The sequence below is a fragment of the Rhizobium sp. 32-5/1 genome, assembly GCF_029537235.1.
Taxonomy (GTDB): domain Bacteria; phylum Pseudomonadota; class Alphaproteobacteria; order Rhizobiales; family Rhizobiaceae; genus Pararhizobium.
On record NZ_CP120640.1, the window covers coordinates 96,859 to 115,336 of the forward strand.

Here is an 18,478-nt window from a genome sequence, read left to right on the forward strand (position 1 = left end):
GCGAATGAGTCTTGATGTGGACTTGTCTATATCAAGACCAATTATCATTGCAAGTCTAAATTTGGACTAATGGGAGAATTTGCGTGGCAAAAATTGAACCTATCGCTCATACGGGCGACGGGCGATCTGCGATTCCGGCACCTATGGAAGCGTTCCAGGGACTGGCAGAATTGTGGGAGCTGTCGACCGAGGACCAGTTGCTGTTACTCGGCTCCCCTGGCCGATCGACGTTCTTCAAATGGAAGAAGGAGGGCGGATCGATTCCGAGGGATACAGTTGAGCGCGTGTCCCACCTACTAGCAATTCACAAAGCGCTAGAAATTCTTCTTCCTGACACACGCGCCGCCGACGGATGGATCCGCCGCCCCAATGACTACTTCAACGGTCAGAGCGCGCTTGATGTGATGCGTGGCGGCCAAGTCATAGACATCTACCGTGTCCGTCAGTACGTGGATGCCCAGCGTGGCGCGTAACAATATTGCCTCGATTGATATCGATCAGACTTTCTACGCGTTGATTCCGTCGCGTTTTCCAACAGTCGATGTGTTTGCACGCGTCGCAAGCGGTCGCAGCAGTCAGTTCGCCGAGATCGAATCGATCACCAACCCTCGTCTGCGCGAGCGCGACCGAATAACAAAGGGAGCTCAGATCGTTGATGCCAACGGGCCACTTCTACAGAACTGGAATCATGCACCGTTCACCTATTTGAACCCCGAGGGCACCCGTTTTTTCGACGCCGACCGGCCAGCACTCGAGCTGGCCGCGGAAATGCAGACGGCACTGGTGATCTCGGTCAGGAAGCGGGAGCTGTTCCTCAGCAGGACTACCGAAGCGCCGATCGGCTTGGAAATGCGCGAACTGTCTCGGCAGGTTAAGGGGCGATTTGCAAACGGACTAGATTGGGATCCTAGACTCGATCTCGTTGAGCGCCGCCGACTTGGCGCTCAGATCGCTGAGGCTGGCTTCGACGGAGTGCTCTTCAGACCTGCCGAACGGCCATCGGGGATGTGTGTCAGCGTTCTCAAGGCCGACGTACTGCAGCGCGCGGTACAGCGTGACCATTTCAAGTTTGTGTGGGATGGGAGCCGGGTCCGCGTCGTGTATTCATTCGGCTCGGGCGCTGAGTACCATCCGGACGAGTTGAGTGGAACTGAGCAAATTCTGGCGGCCTAGCTGGGACGGTTTTTCATGGCCTGAGGAGTCTATTGCGATTAGGTTCCGCGTACTCCGCCAAGTCCCCGATTGGTTGGATTTTGGAATTTGTCCGAACGTCGGACGTTCTGAGCCCGAACTCGTCCAGAATGTAGGAATAGACTCTGCCAAGGCCTGGTGCGGGTTATTCTACTGACCGGTTTATGAGCGTTACAGATCAATCTATCAGCCAGAGCTGGACACACCTATGATTCGGTCCCACGCCAAACAGATCGCCGAACTGATCAACGCTAGAAATGCGCTTACCAAACTCTACACGGCTGACGGTGTACTCAAAAACGCTGCCAACTTCATCTTTCGATTGAAGAAGGACGCCGTGGTTGCCTGTATCGAGGTGAAGCATGTCCAGTGGTATCAGGCGGAGATTTTGCACTTAAGCGTGTCGGAGGATTTGCCTCAGAGACAAGGATACGGTCGAGGCCTAGTGAAAGATGCGCTGACGAAAGCCAAAGAGATGAACTGCCGCATCGCGCAATGCAGTATCCGGGTAGGAAATGAGCCGAGTGAAGGGCTTTTCCTATCCGAAGGGTTCATGAGAACAGTGTCGTTTCGAAATGCGAGAAGCGGGAATGATGTAACGGTATATCAGTATGCGATCGTACCGCCTGGGGAGGTCGCGGAAGCCTCGGCTTGATAGACGCCGGAACATTTCGCGATTGCTGACATGCATCTAAATGGGTGGCGTACGCTATTGGGTGCCTTTTTATGGCATCCCTTATTCGTCCTCTCGGTTGACCGCCCAGCAAAGTAAATGTCCGAAACCACTGGCACTTCGTCTATTTTAGGTGTTTTACTCATGTCAGGATACAACCCCTGACAGCAGTGGCGGAACATGGCGTTAATACGGGTCGTCGAGATTGAAAATTTCCGTGCGATCAAGGCGCTGCGTTGGCTCCCCGGGCCGGGCATCAATTGCCTGATCGGCCCTGGCGACAGCGGGAAGTCTACGGTGCTTGATGCCATCGATCTTTGCCTTGGCGCGCGCCGCTCGCTGACCTTCACCGATGCGGATTTTCACGGCCTGAACTACGACACCCCAATACGCATCGCGATAACGCTGGGCGCGCTTGAAGCGCCTCTAAAAACATCGATACATACGGTGAATTCTTGGTCGGCTTTGACGCGGAAAGCGGGACCATTGAGACTGAGCCGGGTGCCGGGCTCGAGACCGCACTCACTTTGCGACTTACCGTCCAAAGTGACCTCGAGCCTGAGTGGACGCTGGTGTCGCCACGAGCTGCCGCTGCGTCACGAACCCGCAACCTGAATTGGGCCGACCGGGCCCGACTTGCGCCCACGCGGCTTGGAAACACCAGCGAGAGCAACCTTACTTGGCGGAGGGGTTCCGTCCTCAACAAAATCTCGGAGGAACGCGCTGACGCGTCAAAGGAGCTGTCCAACGCTGCTCGTGAACTGCGTGAGGCGTTCAATGAGAAGGAAACCGAAGAGCTTGAGGAACCCCTTGCCGTGATCACGAAGGCCGCGCTGCAGCTCGGCGTGCCAGTCGGGGCATCGGTCAGGGCGCTTATCGATGCGGGTTCGGTGACATTCTCCGGGGTGCGATCTCGCTGCACGACGAGGACGGTGTACCGCTTCGCGCGCTCGGTCTCGGTTCGACCCGGCTCCTAATCGCAGGACTACAGAGGGAGGCTTCACAGCGCTCTTCCATGATCCTTATCGACGAAGTGGAGCATGGGCTCGAACCACATCGTATCATGCGCCTTCTCGGTGCATTGGGTGCGAAGGATAGTGATCCGCCATTGCAAGTGTTCATGACAAGCCATTCACCGGTCGTTATCGTCGAGCTGTCGGCGCAGCAACTGCACATCGTCAGACGTGGCGCTGCCGGTCACGAGATACTTCGCGCGAGTAACGCAGGTGACGTGCAAGGCACGATTCGGTTACAACCCAATGCGCTGCTGGCAGCGTCGATTGTAGTGTGCGAGGGGGCGAGCGAGATCGGGCTCATCCGCGGACTGGATCAGTATTTCACAGGCCAGGGCGAGACATCACTTGCGGCATGCGGCGCGGCGCTCGTGAATGGTAACGGCGACGAGACTTTTGCTCGGGCACTGGCCCTTCAGTCGTTGGGATATAGAACCGCCATCTTGCGCGATAGCGACAAGGCAGCGCCGGCTGCCCTGGAAGAAGCTTTTATACGGGCCGGTGGCAGCATATTTGTTTGGACGAACGAACGTGCGCTTGAGCAGGAACTCTTTGCGAGCTTGCCAGAGAGCGCGGCGATGGAGCTGCTGACCCTTGCAGTCGAGGTAAAAGAGACGCTGGTCGCGGCCCACATCAGAACCATCTCCAAGGAAGCGAAGACTCTCCAGGCAATTGAGATCGAGGCGTTCGTCGGTGATCTCGAACCGGACAGCCGCAAATTTCTGGGTGACGCGGCTGCGAAGTATGGCTGGTTCAAAACGCTCAGCGTCATGGAGCGGGCCGGACGTGACATCGTCGGGCCTGCTTTCGCCAAATCCAACGACGATCTGACGGGTGTGGTCGACGCGCTGCTGGACTGGATCGCAGATGGCGGGCGTTGAGATTGATCTGCTTGCGATCCCGCGCGGGCTGGTGATCGCCCCTGCGGGCTGTGGCAAGACCCAACTGATTGCCGACGCCCTGGGACGGCATGCGGGCGACAAGCCAATCCTCGTGCTAACGCATACCAACGCAGGCGTCGCCGCGCTTCGGGGACGCCTGGATCGCGCGGGCGTCAAGCCCAGCTCATACCGGCTTGCTACGATCGATGGTTGGGCGATTAGGTTGATTTCCACGTTCCCGGATCGAGCAGGCCACAACCCTTCGATAATCACGCGTGCAAGACCGAGTTACCCCGTGATCCGGGAAGCCGCCTTCGGTCTGATCAAAGCCGGGCACATCAATGACATCCTCGCCGCGAGCTATGACCGGCTTTTCGTGGATGAATATCAGGACTGCTCCATTCGCCAGCACTACGTGGTCGGCTGGGCAGCCAAGACGTTGCCCACGGTCGTATTGGGCGACAATCTCCAGTCGATCTTCGGCTTCGGAGACGACCGACTGGCTCTCTGGCAGGACGAAGTGCTCAAGTTCTTTCCCGTTGTAGGGGAATTGTCGACTCCATGGCGCTGGATCAACGCCGGCTCTGAAGCGCTCGGAGAATGGCTGCTCGCTCTGAGAGCGGAACTTGTTGCCGGCAGGCCGATAGATCTCAGGACCACTCCGGCTGGGGTTGAGTGGGTCCCACTTGACGGAATACACGATGACGGCATTCGGTTGCGAGCCGGCGCCGTTGACGCGCCGGGAGACACCAAGGTGCTGATAATCGGTGATAGTACCGATCCGCGCGGGCAACGTCGTTTCGCAAGTCAGATACCCGGCGCCGTCACCGTCGAAGCGGTCAACCTACAAGATCTCACGGATTTTGGCAGTAATCTGGATCTAGATGGGGCGAATGCCCTGAAAACGGTGGCCAAATTTGCCGAGAGCCTGATGAGCGCGTTTAGCGCCGACGAACTGGTGGACAATATTCGTGGAATGCGAGACGGCACCATCGACCGCGCGCCGACGGACATCGAGACTCACGCCATGCTGTTCGATGCTGAGCGCTCCTGCGAGCGAGCGGGAGAACTTCTCGCCGCGATCAACCGCGCTGGCGGTGTTCGGTGCTATCGCCCAAATGTGCTTTACGCCGCGCAACGAGCGCTTCAGCTCTGCGCCTCAACTGGCGGCCCCTCATTGAGCGAAGCAACGATTACGATCCGCGAGCAGACACGCCTCATTGGACGACCGCTCGCAAAGCGCTCGGTAGGCAGCACCCTTTTGCTCAAGGGTCTTGAGGCCGAAATCTCTGTCATTCTCAACGCCGACGGGCTCGATGCGAAGAACCTGTATGTTGCCATGACAAGGGGTTCGAAGCGGTTACTTGTTTGCTCGCGGTCCCCCATCCTTAATCCGGGAGCATGATGGGAACAGCGGAACCCTCGGAGCGCTCGTTCAGCACGCCAGGGTTTTCGATCCATACAACCCTATCAAGACTCATATAGACGATCGCACCTCTTGGCGCTCCGGTCACTTCTAGATATTCGGCGAGCTGCGAGGTGTAATCGGCGTGGGTGGCGGCTGAAGGACGAATATCCGATTTCCAGTCGATGACGCACGAAATGGTTTCCTCTTGGAATGACACGGCATCTGCCCTGCCCGCCAGATACCCCGACGGTCGTGCCATCCATAAAGCATACTCCGGGACAAGACTCAGCATAAGTGGCCGGAGTTCAGGGAGTCGGAACGTGCGCAGCGCTGTGGCGCCAAGCTCCTGCGGATCGGGAAGCGCTCGATCTTTGTCAGTGAGCAATGACGCAAGTTGTACCATTAAGGTAGTCGCGCGCTGTACGACCGCTGTTTCGTCGGGGGTAAGCTCCCCAGTTAGTAATTCTTCCATGAGCTTGTGCAGCACATTGCCACGAACCACGCCGGCACCCTCGACCAAAGCGATGCCGTCGCTCCCCTCGCCAAGCACAAATGGTTCGCCGAGATCCATGGTGCGGTCAGGGTCATGATCGCTCGGTTTTGTCCATTTGATTGGGGGCACAGCCGCTGCGACCCGCTCGCGCTCGGCCGCAAAGACGTCTTCCGTCTGAGTATTCACAACGACGGTGGGCGCAATGACAACTGGAGACGGCAGTACGCTTAGGTCAATCTCGGGAAGCCGGCCCTGCCCGAGATCCATTACTCTTGACCAGGACAGATCGGGTGCGCCAAGCAAATGCGGGAGTATCAGAAGATCCTTTGCGCGTGTTGCCGCAACATACCAGAGCCGTTCGCGCTGTCGCGCTTCCCGCTCCGCCTCTTCCTTGCGCGCTCCAGCAAGATCGGGTGGCGCGATACCACCGATGATCCAATGCAGCGTTTCGTCGGACTGCCGGTAGACAAATTGATCCTCGCGCTTGAACTGTGTCGAGGAGTTTATCGGGATAACGACTGGCCACTCCAATCCCTTGGCGCTGTGCATCGTCACCAGTTCCACCGAATCTTCCGACGCGTCAATGCGCCCCTCCGACTGCCTTCGTTTTGCCTCCCATCCCTGCTGCAGGTCGAGTGCGAATGCGCGCAGTCCTTGAACAGCATAGGGGCGGGCCAGCTCAACAACTGCATCGAGATTGGCAAGTGCCCGGGCGTTGCGGCTGCCGTGACGAGCGGCCATCACCACGCGAAGGTTTAAGCGCTCGATCGCAAAGGCGAGCAACTGCATCGGTGTAGTCTCTGCGGCGAGTCTGGAGAGCCCCTGCAGTCGTTCCAGAATATCCCGGGCAAGCGGATGGGCAACGTCCCCCGGAGACGTTCTTAGATGGAACCATCTTCGGCCATTCTCATTTGGCGGCAGGGTCGCGGTAATGTCGAGGAGTTCCTCGTCAGACAATCCGACCAGCGGCCCTCGCATCAAGGCGCCGAAGGCGAGAGTGTCAAACGGATCGGCAAGGGTCCGCACAAGCGCAAGCAGGTCCTGCATCTCCTGGCGTCGGGACAGGGCCTTTCCAGCTTGAGACGCGACAGAGATCTTCTCCGCCTCCAGAGCCCGCTCATAGCGCCAAAGATCGGCAGAGGTCGGCGCAAGCAGCGCGATGTCTCCCGCGCGAAGCAGCCGTTCACCCTTTCCGGGCTCCATGATCCTCAGCGACCCGATGAGCCCTTTGCAGATCCTTGCCACCGCAGACGCCTCAGCCTCCCGCTGGTCCCCAGCTGAGGCGTCGCGCAAGACGTCGACCGTCAGTTTTGCGGCGGCCGGCAGCGCCAAAGCCTCAAGGCGGCGCGTGGACGCAATAGGTACAAAACCAGGTTGATCGGGAGCGTTAAGGACGTCCTTGAAGGCAGTGTTAACGTGATCGATTATCTGCGCACGGGAACGAAAATTTGCGGTGACCTCGATCACCTCGCCATTCCCTGAGCTGATCATCACCTCTTTTGCAAGGCGATAGGCTTCCACATCGGCGCCCCGGAAATGATAGATTGCCTGCTTCGGATCACCGACGAGGAAAAGAGATCCCTTTCGCAGTACCGCCTTATGCCACTGGGAGGGCAACGCCTCGGCTGCCAGGCAGAAAATCATCTCTGCCTGGAGGCGGTCGGTGTCTTGAAACTCATCAACCAGAAGGTAGGGATAGCGTACCGCGACCGAGTTGCGGATCGCTTCGTTTCCGCAGATCAGCGTACGCGCTAGGCGAAGGAGGTCGTCGAAGTCGAGCACAGCGGATTCGCGCTTACGCTTCGCATAGGAATAGAGCACACTGTCGAGCGACGAGGAGAGTGATGCCATGAGGGCCTGTGCCAAACATCCGACCAGCGCTCTGTAGGCCTTCACGACACGATCATAATGCGCGGCCGCCTCTCTTCCCAGCACCTCGCCCCGCTCGGCCCCGTGGGCACCACGCCATGCGGATAAACGCTTGTACGGCAATAGATCGATAGATCGCTTGCGCATCATGTTTATGCGCGGCGGGTGCGCAAAGTGCCATAGCTGCGCAAAGCTCTGTTTCGTTGCAAAGCTCCCTGCCAGGAAGGTGGCAAGGATTTGCAGATCGCCGATGAGATCGGCTGTCCATGCGTCGCCCGGAGAGACTGCATACCATCTCGCAAAGTCTTCCACCGTCTGAGCCAGCTCGAGGTCCAAGCGCTCATCCAATAATGGGGGTGGAGCGCTCGCGTCCAAGTGAGACTGCCGAAGATGGGCAAGCTCTCTGACCTGCCTGATGATTGTGAGCGGGTCGTCTTTCGAGAGGACGGCAATCGGATCCTCATCGCTATCCTGTCTGTCGAGTCGCTTGTACAGCCAAGCTGACACGACCTCGTCGAAAATCGAGTTGGCGATACTTTCGTCAACTACGCGGGCGCCAGGATCGAGAGCAGCATCCAGCCCGTGAGACTGAAGGACGGCCTGGCAGAAACCGTGAATGGTCGTTGCTGTGACTTCATCGATCCGCGGCGCAGCAGCGGCGAGATGGGAAATCTGCTCCGAACTGAGCGGCAGGTTGACGATCCCGCCCAACGCAGGCGGCGTGCGGCCGGCCCGAAGCTCTCCTACGGTCCAGCGAATCTTGTGCTCGAGTTCACTTGCGGCCAGCTCCGTGAAGGTGATCGCGGCAATGCCTGCGGGATCAAATCCGTTGGCCAGCATGAGCGCGACACGGCCTGCCATAAGCGAGGTCTTCCCCGTTCCGGCCGCTGCCTCAACCAGCATGTTGGTTTCGAAGTCGGTGAGGGCCTGTCGTCGCGCCGCGATATCCGGGATAGTCATACGCTGCTCCACAGCCTGTCGAGGCTTGCATTCGCCTGGGCAAACACGCGTTGCTTCGTTTTGCGATACGCCTCGTTGTCTGCCGGAAGCGCCAGCGTTAATTGATCGAAGAACGACTTTGGTCGTCCCGGAGCCACAAGTCCTCCACGCAGGATATCGGCAGCTGCCGCTGTGTACCCCGCCGCGGCGCTCAGCGCCTTATCGAGATCTTCAGCCGATATTTCGAAGGAAGCTGCAGGCTCGTTCGCCAGATAAGTAAGGCAAGACACCACGCGCCGCGCCTCAGGAAGCAACGCCCGAACGGCGAGCGCGTAGAACACGCGCTGCAACTCCGCACCTTGACCAAAAACAACGGCCGAGGCCTTCGCAGGGGCAGACCCGCTCTTATAGTCGGTAATCGAAGCAGTACCCGTAGAACCCTCGATGTCGAGCCGGTCGAGCCGACCTCGAAGCACGAGTCCCGACTGGCCAATTTGCACGGGCAAGCTGTTGGACCAGGGACCCTTTGTGGCCTCCTTGGCATCTCCGAACGCAATTTCGCTCCAGGTGATGCTGTTGCAGCCGACCGGCCGGTCAACAAGCCCACGAAACGCTCGTTTTCGTGCCTCCTCCATTGTGTGAAGCCACAGCAAGCCCGGCGGCACGGCCCGCAAAAGAGGCCACGAATGCTTTAGAATTCCAACCTGTCTTTCCAGGGCATTGGCAATATCGACGCCAGTGCTGTTGCCAATGCTACCTCTGGTACTGAGGTCATTAATCACCCCGCTGATCAATCCGTGCACAAGCTCTCCGAAAGCGCGCTGATCCAGCGACAACGGTTCAGTTTCAAGACGTACAACGGACCAACCAAGGGCATATTCCCACACAAAGCCCAGGGGATCACAGAGAAGCCGCTGCAGGGACGTGCTTGATTGGACATCACTCAATGCAGCATCAATCGCCGGATGGTTTGGCCGGATCGCTCCGTCGTGCTGCGTATGCCGTTCTCCATCCTGCCAATTCCTCCAACTCGCACGGCTGGATCTGACCTGAGGGTTTTTGCCTGCGTCCGCCGGGCGTGCAAACAATCGGTCGCTTTCACTGAAGGCATGTTCAGGGATACGATTGCGGCCCAGAACGGCGCTCTGCGCGGGCCAGAGCGCGCTGGCAGCCTGAACAGTGCCGGTCGCACTTCGCTGGGCGCGGGACAGAGAGGGTTTCACACTGCTCGGCAATGATCTCGAAGTGACGCCGGTCCTCCTCGGTTATAGAAACGGGCCGCAGCCGCCGCCGCTCAAGAAGGTGACCGGGCAACAACGGATCTTCGTCTTCAGCCCTTGGCCAAGATCGACCCGTAAGACCGAGCATGCGTGTGTGGCTACGAGGCAGGGCTGCGAGATGGCGGGCCGGAGCCCAAACGATGGAGTTGCCGGGATCGAGCCCATCGGCGACACGCAGTGACTGCAAAGAAAGATCCACCGCCCGTGCCGGCGCCTGCCGCAAGGCCTGTTGCCAAAGGGCAAGCGAGTTGCCCCGTAAGAGGAGGAGACCGGACGACTCAGCCGCGTCTGTTCCCTTCGACAATTCCGAGAGCACATCGAGGAGGCCCGTTTCGGCGCGTTCGCCGTCCTTACGGTGTGCGCGACCGAGTTCGAGCGCGTGACGCCAGTTCTCTAGAGAGGTGAGAGCGGCTCCGCGTGGCAGCTTAGCTACCCAGTCGTCCGGGATCGCGTCTCTAGCAGGCGTTTTCGGTAGACGTCGCAGCAGCCGCCGGACGCGCTCCTGACTGAGACCTTTCAAAAGGATATCGGCGAGAGCCGAGCAGGCTTGCCCTTCTCGGGTCGCAAGCGCCGGGATGCCGTGGGTGAAATGCAGCTGCAGCCCAGCCTCCCTTGCAAGGACAAGGAAATGGTCGTCCCAGACGGTGGGCTGGGTCGCGGTAATGGCGATCTCGTTGGCGCGAATACCGCCTCCGGAAAGCAAAGCCCTTGCCCATCGAAGAGCCTCCATCGCCTCGCTCCGAGGATCGGCACAGACCTCCGCGGCAGAGCGTTGAACGGTGATAAATTCGCGGGTCACACTTTCCCCTTCAAACCAGCCCCTCTGGCTATGTTTGGATCCGATCCATCGCACAGGACAAAGGCGTGCGAGTGACGCGATAAGCGGACGCCAGACGGGCGCAATGTCGACGATCCCGTCTATGTCGATCGGCCCGAAAATCGCAGGGCCGAACTGAACCCGAGCCGCCGCCGCAGAAACAAGATCCGGTGGAACCAGCACTCCGGGGGCAGGCCCTTGCGGACACGGCACTCAAGGAGCCCAAAGTCGGCAAGGCGTGCGCCTTTCATCTGGTCGTGCACGGAAAGCCCAGAGAGCCACCAAGTATTCAGCGATTTTAGTACAGCTCGCGCCATCCCGGGCAGGTCAGAGACCTTACCCAGCTCTTCAAAGCCATCTTCGTCCAGAGCCGCCCTGATCGATGAAAGCAAACTCTCCTCAGAGGCAGGCACGACAAAACCACCAGCGAGCCGAGCTGCCATTAAAGGTATCGTCAGAATCTGACACCCAAGCGCGTGAGCCTCAGCAGCCTGAAACCTGCGCATACGCATAGCCAGTGGACCGTCAACTAGAACTGTTCTCAGCGTCATGAATTCCTCGAACGGTAAGAGGCCCCGCATTGCTTCACGGTTACCTTATCCAATTCTCGTAGACCCTGACCAGCAACATGATCTCACCCGGACATGCTCTTCCTCGTGCCAGGCCATCTCTCGGCTTCAATGCCCGAGAAAAAGAGCGAACACGGCTAAGCCGTAGGACAAAGCGATCATGAGGTAGGCAATTTGTAGCAGCGTCATAACCCGCCCTATTAAGTTGCTAAAGTTATTAACTTTATAAAGCCAAGCTCTCTCGCCGTCAATGGGGTTGATAAACTGTGTAAAGTTATGATATTTTCCGTGCATGGAAAAAGAGCTTAAAGATCAGCGAATTACAATCATGCTCACGGAATCCGAGCTTCGCGCTGTGGACGATTGGTCTTTCGCACACCGGATTCGAAGCCGTGGCGAGGCAATTCGGCAGCTAATCGATGGCGGGCTATTGATTCCGACACTGGCATCCATCGTTACGTCGAACATAGGTCCGGCTGCGACCTATGATGACCCGCAGTTGGCTTCCTCCGCCAAAGCGCTGGACGCGGCGATCGATAGTCATTTCCAAAAAGTATCCAAAGCCGCCGAAAAGAATATGCTTGAAGCTGTCTGGATTGGCAGGCTTACCAAGAACGAGCGGGAAGTGATGGAAGCAGTAGCGTCGGGAAAGACTGAACGCGACATTGCGGAAATGCTTGGAATTTCGGAGCACACAGTCAAGTGGTACGTCGCAGGTATTCGTAGTCAAATCCTGTCGGACACACCAAATACCTAGAACAATATTCATGCGCGTCATCGGCCTCGTCCGAAAATTGGATGAGCGCCGTCGGCAAGAGGCATTTCAGAATTCGAGCGGTCAAACGTCTAAATGAATGTCGAGCGCAGCCGTCCGGTAAAATCGTATAGCGCTTCAGCGAAAAAATGCATTCTAGGTTTCCCGTCCTCGTCCACGAAAAGCATGTGGCTTTTCAAGGGTTCTCGGGTACCTGACGACCCTATTGGATACCAAGCCATTGTCTCGCTGATTGCCGCGCTTTCGTTCCGGTCGGTTACGCGTTCAGGCATGAAGTAATTCCCGTAGACCCAACGCAGACGGCTCTTTCCTTCATCGAAGGATTTCATTTCGCTTTTGTTAAGCTGATGTCGCAAACCATCGACAGAATTTCCACCTGACGCTTCATAACCGACATGTATCACGCCAGGACGATCGCCGGGCAGCTGCTCTGAAGCTCTTCCGACGACGCCACGAAAGTGCTGTGCTTTTCTTCGAGCCGCTTCAAACGATTCACTTTTCCAAGCGACTAAGCTGAGATGATGTACAGATGCGGCGTGCAGGGGCGACCTTCGGCAGGGCTCCAGTCCCCTGCCATGTTATAGTCGACCGAGTGGTTATAGTTGCCAAGCACCAGTTCAATCATTCTGCTGCCGCCAAAATAGATGTCATCTGTTCGGAGGACTTGACGCAGCGCATGCCAAGGAACCTCCACGACAACTCCCGTGCCGCCTTCGTCCGCCCACGAGAAGTGCGAGCTGCCCCCCGTGAAGGCCACCGCCTTCTCTGCGAGATAGTTGTCGCCGAGTCCCGCGAGTTCAGCTCGAAAATGAACCATGATAACGAGAGGCCGTGCAGCTTGCCTCGAAATTTCGTGCGCGGCCGCGGACATACGCTCGCCCGCGAGTTTTTCGTCGCGGGCGTACCCAGACCGGCCGGCACGTTTGCACTCCACGGCCCACTCACTTCGGCCTCTTTTCACGAAAATGTCGGGCTGCTTTCGAAGCCCTGGCGTTTCAGGAACGAACGAGACTTGTTGCCAGCCTCTTTGCCGGTATGCCCCTGCAATCAACATCTCGTAAATCGCATCGTCCGGCTGAGCCCTGCCCTCTTGCATGAGACGAGAGGCTCGTTCCTCGGCGCCTATGATCTGTTTCAAGGATGGAAGCAGCTGACCAAGACGCCTGAAAACCGGCGCGATCCTAAATCCCTCAGGCTCGAAAAATTAGGTCGCCGGGCCGGATCCGCATAACATCTAGCTTGGTGGATGTACCAACCAACAAGGTCCTTCGGATCGAATAGCGGCGTCCTTCGTCCCTCCGCCCAGTCGCCTTTTGCAGACTCAAATACAGCATCAACATTAGCCATGCGACGCTCCCACTCTGCGGAGGGAACGAGTGATGTAAACCATTCGATCGCGGCAGTTACGTCCGCATCGATCCAATCATGCCCGTGCCGTTGAGCGGTCCACAATATGTTTTTCATCGCTTATGGACCCTTCTCCCGCTGCCAGAGAGCTCACGAATAGCAGATTATTGCGCTAGGAGACGCTCGCCATTTCGCTGTTCTCAACGGCTTAGTCGACTATGGGAGGCGCGGCGGGAAAGGCCATTAAACTGGCCGCGATCGCGGCTACAGAACTCCCCACGCCCGAAACCTCCCCTCCCCGTCATCTCGCGCAAACCCAACTCCTCGACAATGCGCAGCGCCGCCCGCGGCGTGACGGCAAGCTCCTTGGCGATCATCCCGGCCGACACCAGCGGCCGCGACATCACCAGTTCAATCAGCCCCGGAAGTTTTGACGACGTGCGCCGCCCGACCAGTTTTCGCTCCATCATTTTTCGCGCCAGCGCCAGTCGATCATGTTCCTTAAGGCCGAGCTCTGCGGCTGCCAGGAAACCGTGCGCAATCGCGAGGAGCCGGGCCTCCCGGTCGCGATGCCGGCGGCGATCGACGGGGACAGTTTTCAGGCCGAGGTTGATCGCCGCGAGATGTGCGCCGGTGGTGATGCCGGCCTGGCGCAGGAGTGAGGCGGACAGCAGCCGGCCGAGCCAGGGCGCATGTTGCAGCACCGACAATTCATTCCAGGCATCGAGGGTGACCACCGCCTGCAGCACTGCGGGTAGGTCTTGCGTCTGCCGCAACACGCCGCGCCATTCTTCCAGCCGCTCGTCCTCGTCCCAGTCGAGATCGTAAACCAGCGGATCCTTTTCCGAGGCGCCGGCGCGGCCGGGCTTCTTCGCCTCTTCGATGGCAGCGTCCGACCGGGCAAGCAACGCGTCAATGGCGGCGTAGTCGACGCCGGGGAGCCCCACACCGAGATCGTCATGGTCTCCGGCCGCATCGACATCTGACTGCGTTGCGGCCGCCGTTTTGCCGTTCGCACCCGAAGATGCTGCAGGCGCGCCGGCGGCGAAGTCGTGCCCGCGGAGGGAGCGCAGGCCATCGGGACTGAGCGCCCAGCCAGCTGGCTGCGCAGCAATGCGCCGGCGGGTGCGCAGAACATCGCGGGCGATGGTCAGCTCGTGGGTCGGCGTGCGAATATCCTTCGTGGCGTCGTGGAGGACGAGGTCCTCGAGGTGGACAAGTTCGCCATCGATCCACAGCGAAGCGCAGGCGTCGGTGAAATGCGAGCGTTCGACAAAACCCTCACCGACCGGTGAACGGGCAATGCGCTCGTCGAGACGGGACAAAGCTGAGCCCGCGTCCGATATCGGCCGCAGCAGGGTCTGGATGGGCAATTTCGCCAAATCGTAAGACATTGAAATCATGGTAAATGATTTCTTATACGGACACCAGTGTATAGTTTGTGTCCGTCACCGCATAGTTTCGTGGGTCGAGGTCATAACCATCGATAAGTAATGCTTATCGATGGTAGTTGATCTGCGGCCGCAAATCAGCAAGAATCGGGGCAAATCACGGCCCTGGAGGCCGCCGAAACCAGCGATTTTGGAGCATCCGTGGCCAAATCCAAGACATCCCTCACCGCCGTCGAGCGGCGCGTCGAAGAGCTCGACACCATCGCCGCCGTGCTGCCGATGGAGCGCCGCGACGAGCCACGCTGACCAGATGGCGCGGGTTAGACGGCGCCTTCACCTCGCCTGCCCTCAAGTCCGCCATTCGCCTTGCCGTGCGCGCCGTTCCCCGGACGCGGGGTCGCAAGAGCGCCAAGGCGGTTACCGGTGACGTCCTGACAAAACTGTTGTCGACTTGCGCGACCGACAGCCTGCGCGATCTGCGGGACCGGGCGATCCTCATGGTCGCGTTTGCGTCCGGCGGCCGAAGGCGCAGCGAGATCGCTGGGCTTCGTGTGGAGCAGCTGGCCGTCGCGCCGCCGATCGAGGTGCCGGACGGCCCTCCCTCCCCTGTCTTGCCATCCATCTCGGCCGCACCAAAACCACCACCGGCGAGCAGGACGACATCGTCTATCTGACCGGTCGGCCGGTGGAGGCGCTGAATGCCTGGATGACGGTGGCCAAGATCGAGAGTGGCAGTGTGTTTCGGGGGATCGGACGTTGGGGGACGGTTTCGAAGCGGGCGCTCGATCCGCAGTCGGTCAATGCCATCATCAAGCTGCGGGTGGAACTGGCCGGGCTGGAGCCTGGGGAGTTTTCGGCGCACGGGCTGCGATCAGGATACCTGACGGAAGCGGCGAACAGAGGTATTCCGCTGCCCGAAGCCATGGAGCAATCCCGCCATCGATCGGTTCAGCAAGCCTCCAGCTATTACAACAGCGCAACTCGGCGCAGCGGGCGAGCTGCGCGACTTCTTTAAAGACCGACGTCTGCCGACGCGGTCGTAGATATGGCCTGGCCTCTCCGAAATCCCGCAAAGCCGACGTTCCCACGCCTACTCGCCTGCTAGAACACCGATAGCGCTGCTCACTGGCTCTGCTTACGCATGTCTCATTTCGTCGGCTGAGACCGCGCGGTCAGTTTGTTTCCGTCAGGATCGCGAAGATATGCGACGAATGAACCGTTCGGACGCTCCGCGGGCGAGCTCTCGATCGCTGTGCCACCGTACGCGGTTCCGGCGGCATGCCACGCTAGAACGTGGTCGCGGCTCGCCGCGGCGATACCTATGGTCCCACCATTTGCCGCGGTCGCCGGCTTACCGTCGATCGGTTTCGTGATCATCAGCCGGCCGCCCTCGCGGGCATAGATCAGTCTGCCTCTCGCATCCATCTCGCCGGGCTTGCCTCCCAATGCAGCGAACGTGGCATCATAGAAGCTTCTGGCCCGCTCCAAGTCGTTGCTTCCAATCATGACGTGGGTGAACATGCTTTATCTCCAATAAGGCACCCAACAAGGGCCAGACATCGGGTAACGTAACTGCTTTGAGCGGACAATCTCTCGCGCATTCGATATTTTCAAAGAGTCCCAAAAAACCGGTGCGTCAACATAAAGGAAAACGTCGCCGGCGTTTTATCGCTCACACACAGCTCATCGGCTATTAGATGCTAAATCGCGGGTGCGCAGCTGTGAAATGCAAATGAGAGGTTGATCCATGCCGAAGCTTGAGGGACAGACGAATTATCCAAATCTAGAAGGTGCTATCGCCATTCTTTGTCCGGAGCATCGAACTTTTGGTCGACGTCAACTTAGCATCGGCAACCGGATTGAAATCACGCTCGATCACATGGAACAAGCAGTCGGTGAGATCACACGCCCCGGCGCTGACGAATTGATAAGCCCAGCCGTCGTCAGCGCGCTGATTACTGAAATCGGACGGCATCGGTATAACTATCCCCAGCGGGCAGCCACCCTCAGGCAGTTGGTCGCAGCTTACGTCATTCCCCGCTGGTCTGACTTTGCGGTTCCATTGTCCGAGATCGCGCTCTCCAATCTCTATTCGACTGCGATGTTTGAGGCGCTTCCGATCCTCGCTGAGGATCCCACTTTCCTGTCCGTCCTCTCCACACGGATCGCCCACGACAACCATTTTTCACCAGACAGCGCGTGCCGAGCCCTTCGCCTGGTTGAAGTTCAATCACTTCAGAAGGTTCGAGTGCTTCTCGTCTCTGCAATAAAGCGCTTCAGACAGGATCCGCGGTCAGATTGGCAGCACGTCTACGTCGTTCTGTTTTCCGCCGCGGGTCGGAGCCTTGGATGGACGCCTTGGATCAAGCTGTTTGCGATCGTTCTGGGAGCGCCAAAGCACGCCGAGCAGCCTTTCACAGATCGCGAGTCGATCGATCCGTCCAAAACCTCGACAGAAAATGCCGAGGCCTTTGCCGAGCTTGATCGACAGGTGCTGAAAGAGACCGAAATTCGCGCGTTGGCTGCAGGTCTCCTCGATCTGCTGGAAGAGGATGAAACCTATTCTTCAGCGGGCCTGCTGAGCCGGTCTGCCGAGACCCGGGCTGCCTATGTCGCCGGCATTGCTGACGCGTGCGCTCACGATCAGAATTTGCGGCTCGCTGCGATCGAGCTCCTACTGTGGCTCCCTAGCGGGAGGGCAACCGACTTCGCTCAGTTCGCGGTAACGAGGCTAGTGCGACCAGCGGATAAGGATTTCATGAGAGATCTTTCCGGTCATCCACAAAGGATGGTCGGATACGGGGCAGACGCGGTCAGGCGAGCGGCCTTCGGAGCGCGCCTAGAGCGGGACGTATCCCTGCCAAGCGCAGGCGGTAGTTTGATGGAGAGCCTTGCAGAGATTGGCGTTCATTTCCCTGTTAACGAGGAGCAGCCCAAAACCTGGCTTGGTGATCGGATCGCCGAACGGCTTATCGAGAAAACCGCAAGCGCAGTGGAGATGCGCTTCGGTAAGGAATACCTCGATCACAGCGAGGAGGGTGAAGAGAAGTTGCTGGCAATGATGTTTGAGTCACTTTCAACTGGATTTGCAGCACTGGACCTTTCTTTAGAAGCGATTGCGAGAGCGGCATCCTCACCGCGCCGCGCAAGCGTCAGTATGCGTTATCGAACCGTAGACAAGGCGGAAGAAGGGGCCGCTGGCATCAAGAAAGCAAAAGTTTCTCTGCGGATTTGTGCCTAATTGTCGATCCGCTTCTCGATGGCCGGTCCCTTGGACGACGAGTGACTCTGGTCCAGGCGAAAAGACTATATCGCGATAAGTCGTTGAAGACGAATGTTCGGTGGCATCATTCTTTCCAATTGAAAGTCACCCAAATGAGCGACCTGATGAAACAAACCAATTCATCAGTGTTCCTTTTTCAGGGTCCGATGCTCGGCGGTCGAGGTGTCCCAGTGATCCCGACACACCTCGTTTCCGCTTTAGCTTTCCACCAGGGTGGCACCGGCACGAGGCTGGCCCGCGACACTGTCGCAACAGCATCGCGCGCATTTGCCGACTGGTTCACTTACGACCTCTTGGCATTACGTATTGGAGATCCTCTGGAGGCCTTGGTCACTAAGGCAGACGGAGCGCCAGGGGAGTTCCTAGGGCTCTTCTCTCGATCCCGCGAGTCGAGATAGAGATTGCTATGAACGAACGTAGCGAAGCCCGGAGACGGTGAACCGTCCAGCGCCACTCCACTCAAACCCTGTAAGCTGCTGTAAACAAATTGGAAACTTCAAAAAAAACGGCTGACAAGACAAACTTTTTCCAGGTGCGTCGGGGGAGCAA

14 protein-coding genes and 2 pseudogenes are annotated in these 18,478 nt (G+C 58.4%); 10 read left to right on the forward strand and 6 right to left on the reverse strand.

The window, feature by feature from the left end:
* The first annotated feature begins 83 nt into the window (after positions 1–83).
* From P6U16_RS27505 to P6U16_RS27535, 7 genes are all read left to right on the forward strand, one after another.
* The gene (locus P6U16_RS27505) at positions 84–473 is read left to right on the forward strand and encodes an MbcA/ParS/Xre antitoxin family protein (RefSeq protein WP_277705031.1); all 390 of its coding nucleotides are present in this window, start codon (positions 84–86) and stop codon (positions 471–473) included.
* Positions 454–1,173: an RES family NAD+ phosphorylase gene (locus P6U16_RS27510; RefSeq protein ID WP_277705057.1), complete on the forward strand. Its 720-nt coding sequence runs from the start codon at positions 454–456 to the stop codon at positions 1,171–1,173. Before P6U16_RS27505 ends, P6U16_RS27510 begins: the two co-directional genes overlap by 20 nt.
* Before the next feature lie 226 nt (positions 1,174–1,399).
* A complete protein-coding gene (locus tag P6U16_RS27515) occupies positions 1,400–1,846 on the forward strand; it encodes a GNAT family N-acetyltransferase (RefSeq protein ID WP_277705032.1) in 447 nt (148 codons plus the stop codon).
* Between the two features lie 198 nt (positions 1,847–2,044).
* A complete protein-coding gene (locus tag P6U16_RS27520) occupies positions 2,045–2,479 on the forward strand; it encodes an AAA family ATPase (RefSeq protein WP_277705033.1) in 435 nt (144 codons plus the stop codon).
* Positions 2,480–2,679: 200 nt separating this feature from the next.
* Positions 2,680–2,841, forward strand: a complete 162-nt coding sequence (locus P6U16_RS27525; protein ID WP_277705034.1) for a hypothetical protein — start codon at positions 2,680–2,682, stop codon at positions 2,839–2,841.
* Complete coding sequence (locus tag P6U16_RS27530; RefSeq protein WP_277705058.1) at positions 2,841–3,758, forward strand: AAA family ATPase; 918 nt, start codon at positions 2,841–2,843, stop codon at positions 3,756–3,758. The genes P6U16_RS27525 and P6U16_RS27530 overlap by 1 nt, the downstream gene beginning before the upstream one ends.
* A complete protein-coding gene (locus P6U16_RS27535; protein ID WP_277705035.1) occupies positions 3,745–5,163 on the forward strand; it encodes an AAA family ATPase in 1,419 nt (472 codons plus the stop codon). The genes P6U16_RS27530 and P6U16_RS27535 overlap by 14 nt, the downstream gene beginning before the upstream one ends.
* Here the strand turns inward: P6U16_RS27535 and P6U16_RS27540 are convergent.
* From P6U16_RS27540 to P6U16_RS27550, 3 genes are all read right to left on the reverse strand, one after another.
* Positions 5,147–8,488 carry a UvrD-helicase domain-containing protein gene (locus P6U16_RS27540; protein ID WP_277705036.1) on the reverse strand — a complete coding sequence of 1,114 codons (3,342 nt, stop codon included), beginning with the start codon at positions 8,486–8,488 and terminating at the stop codon, positions 5,147–5,149. The two genes, P6U16_RS27535 and P6U16_RS27540, sit on opposite strands and share 17 nt — an antisense overlap.
* Positions 8,485–9,414, reverse strand: a complete 930-nt coding sequence (locus P6U16_RS27545) for a PD-(D/E)XK nuclease family protein (RefSeq protein WP_277705037.1) — start codon at positions 9,412–9,414, stop codon at positions 8,485–8,487. The genes P6U16_RS27540 and P6U16_RS27545 overlap by 4 nt, the downstream gene beginning before the upstream one ends.
* A 166-nt stretch (positions 9,415–9,580) precedes the next feature.
* Positions 9,581–10,546 carry a hypothetical protein gene (locus P6U16_RS27550; protein ID WP_277705038.1) on the reverse strand — a complete coding sequence of 322 codons (966 nt, stop codon included), beginning with the start codon at positions 10,544–10,546 and terminating at the stop codon, positions 9,581–9,583.
* 879 nt (positions 10,547–11,425) lie between these two features.
* Here P6U16_RS27550 and P6U16_RS27555 point away from each other — a divergent pair.
* Complete coding sequence (locus tag P6U16_RS27555) at positions 11,426–11,890, forward strand: LuxR C-terminal-related transcriptional regulator (RefSeq protein WP_277705039.1); 465 nt, start codon at positions 11,426–11,428, stop codon at positions 11,888–11,890.
* A gap of 526 nt (positions 11,891–12,416) precedes the next feature.
* Here the strand turns inward: P6U16_RS27555 and P6U16_RS27560 are convergent.
* Both P6U16_RS27560 and P6U16_RS27565 read right to left on the reverse strand, forming a co-directional pair.
* Positions 12,417–13,046, reverse strand: a complete 630-nt coding sequence (locus tag P6U16_RS27560; protein ID WP_277705040.1) for a hypothetical protein — start codon at positions 13,044–13,046, stop codon at positions 12,417–12,419.
* 473 nt (positions 13,047–13,519) lie between these two features.
* A pseudogene (locus P6U16_RS27565) lies at positions 13,520–14,658 on the reverse strand (RHE_PE00001 family protein).
* 139 nt (positions 14,659–14,797) lie between these two features.
* Between P6U16_RS27565 and P6U16_RS27570 the strand changes: the two are divergent.
* Positions 14,798–15,661 (forward strand): annotated as a pseudogene (locus P6U16_RS27570) (site-specific integrase); the annotation flags it as partial.
* Between the two features lie 131 nt (positions 15,662–15,792).
* On the opposite strand, the gene P6U16_RS27575 reads toward P6U16_RS27570, so the two are convergent.
* A complete protein-coding gene (locus P6U16_RS27575; protein ID WP_168300219.1) occupies positions 15,793–16,167 on the reverse strand; it encodes a VOC family protein in 375 nt (124 codons plus the stop codon).
* A 226-nt stretch (positions 16,168–16,393) separates the two neighbouring features.
* Between P6U16_RS27575 and P6U16_RS27580 the strand changes: the two genes are divergently transcribed.
* Positions 16,394–17,887, forward strand: a complete 1,494-nt coding sequence (locus P6U16_RS27580; RefSeq protein WP_277705041.1) for a hypothetical protein — start codon at positions 16,394–16,396, stop codon at positions 17,885–17,887.
* The last annotated feature ends 591 nt before the right edge of the window (positions 17,888–18,478 follow it).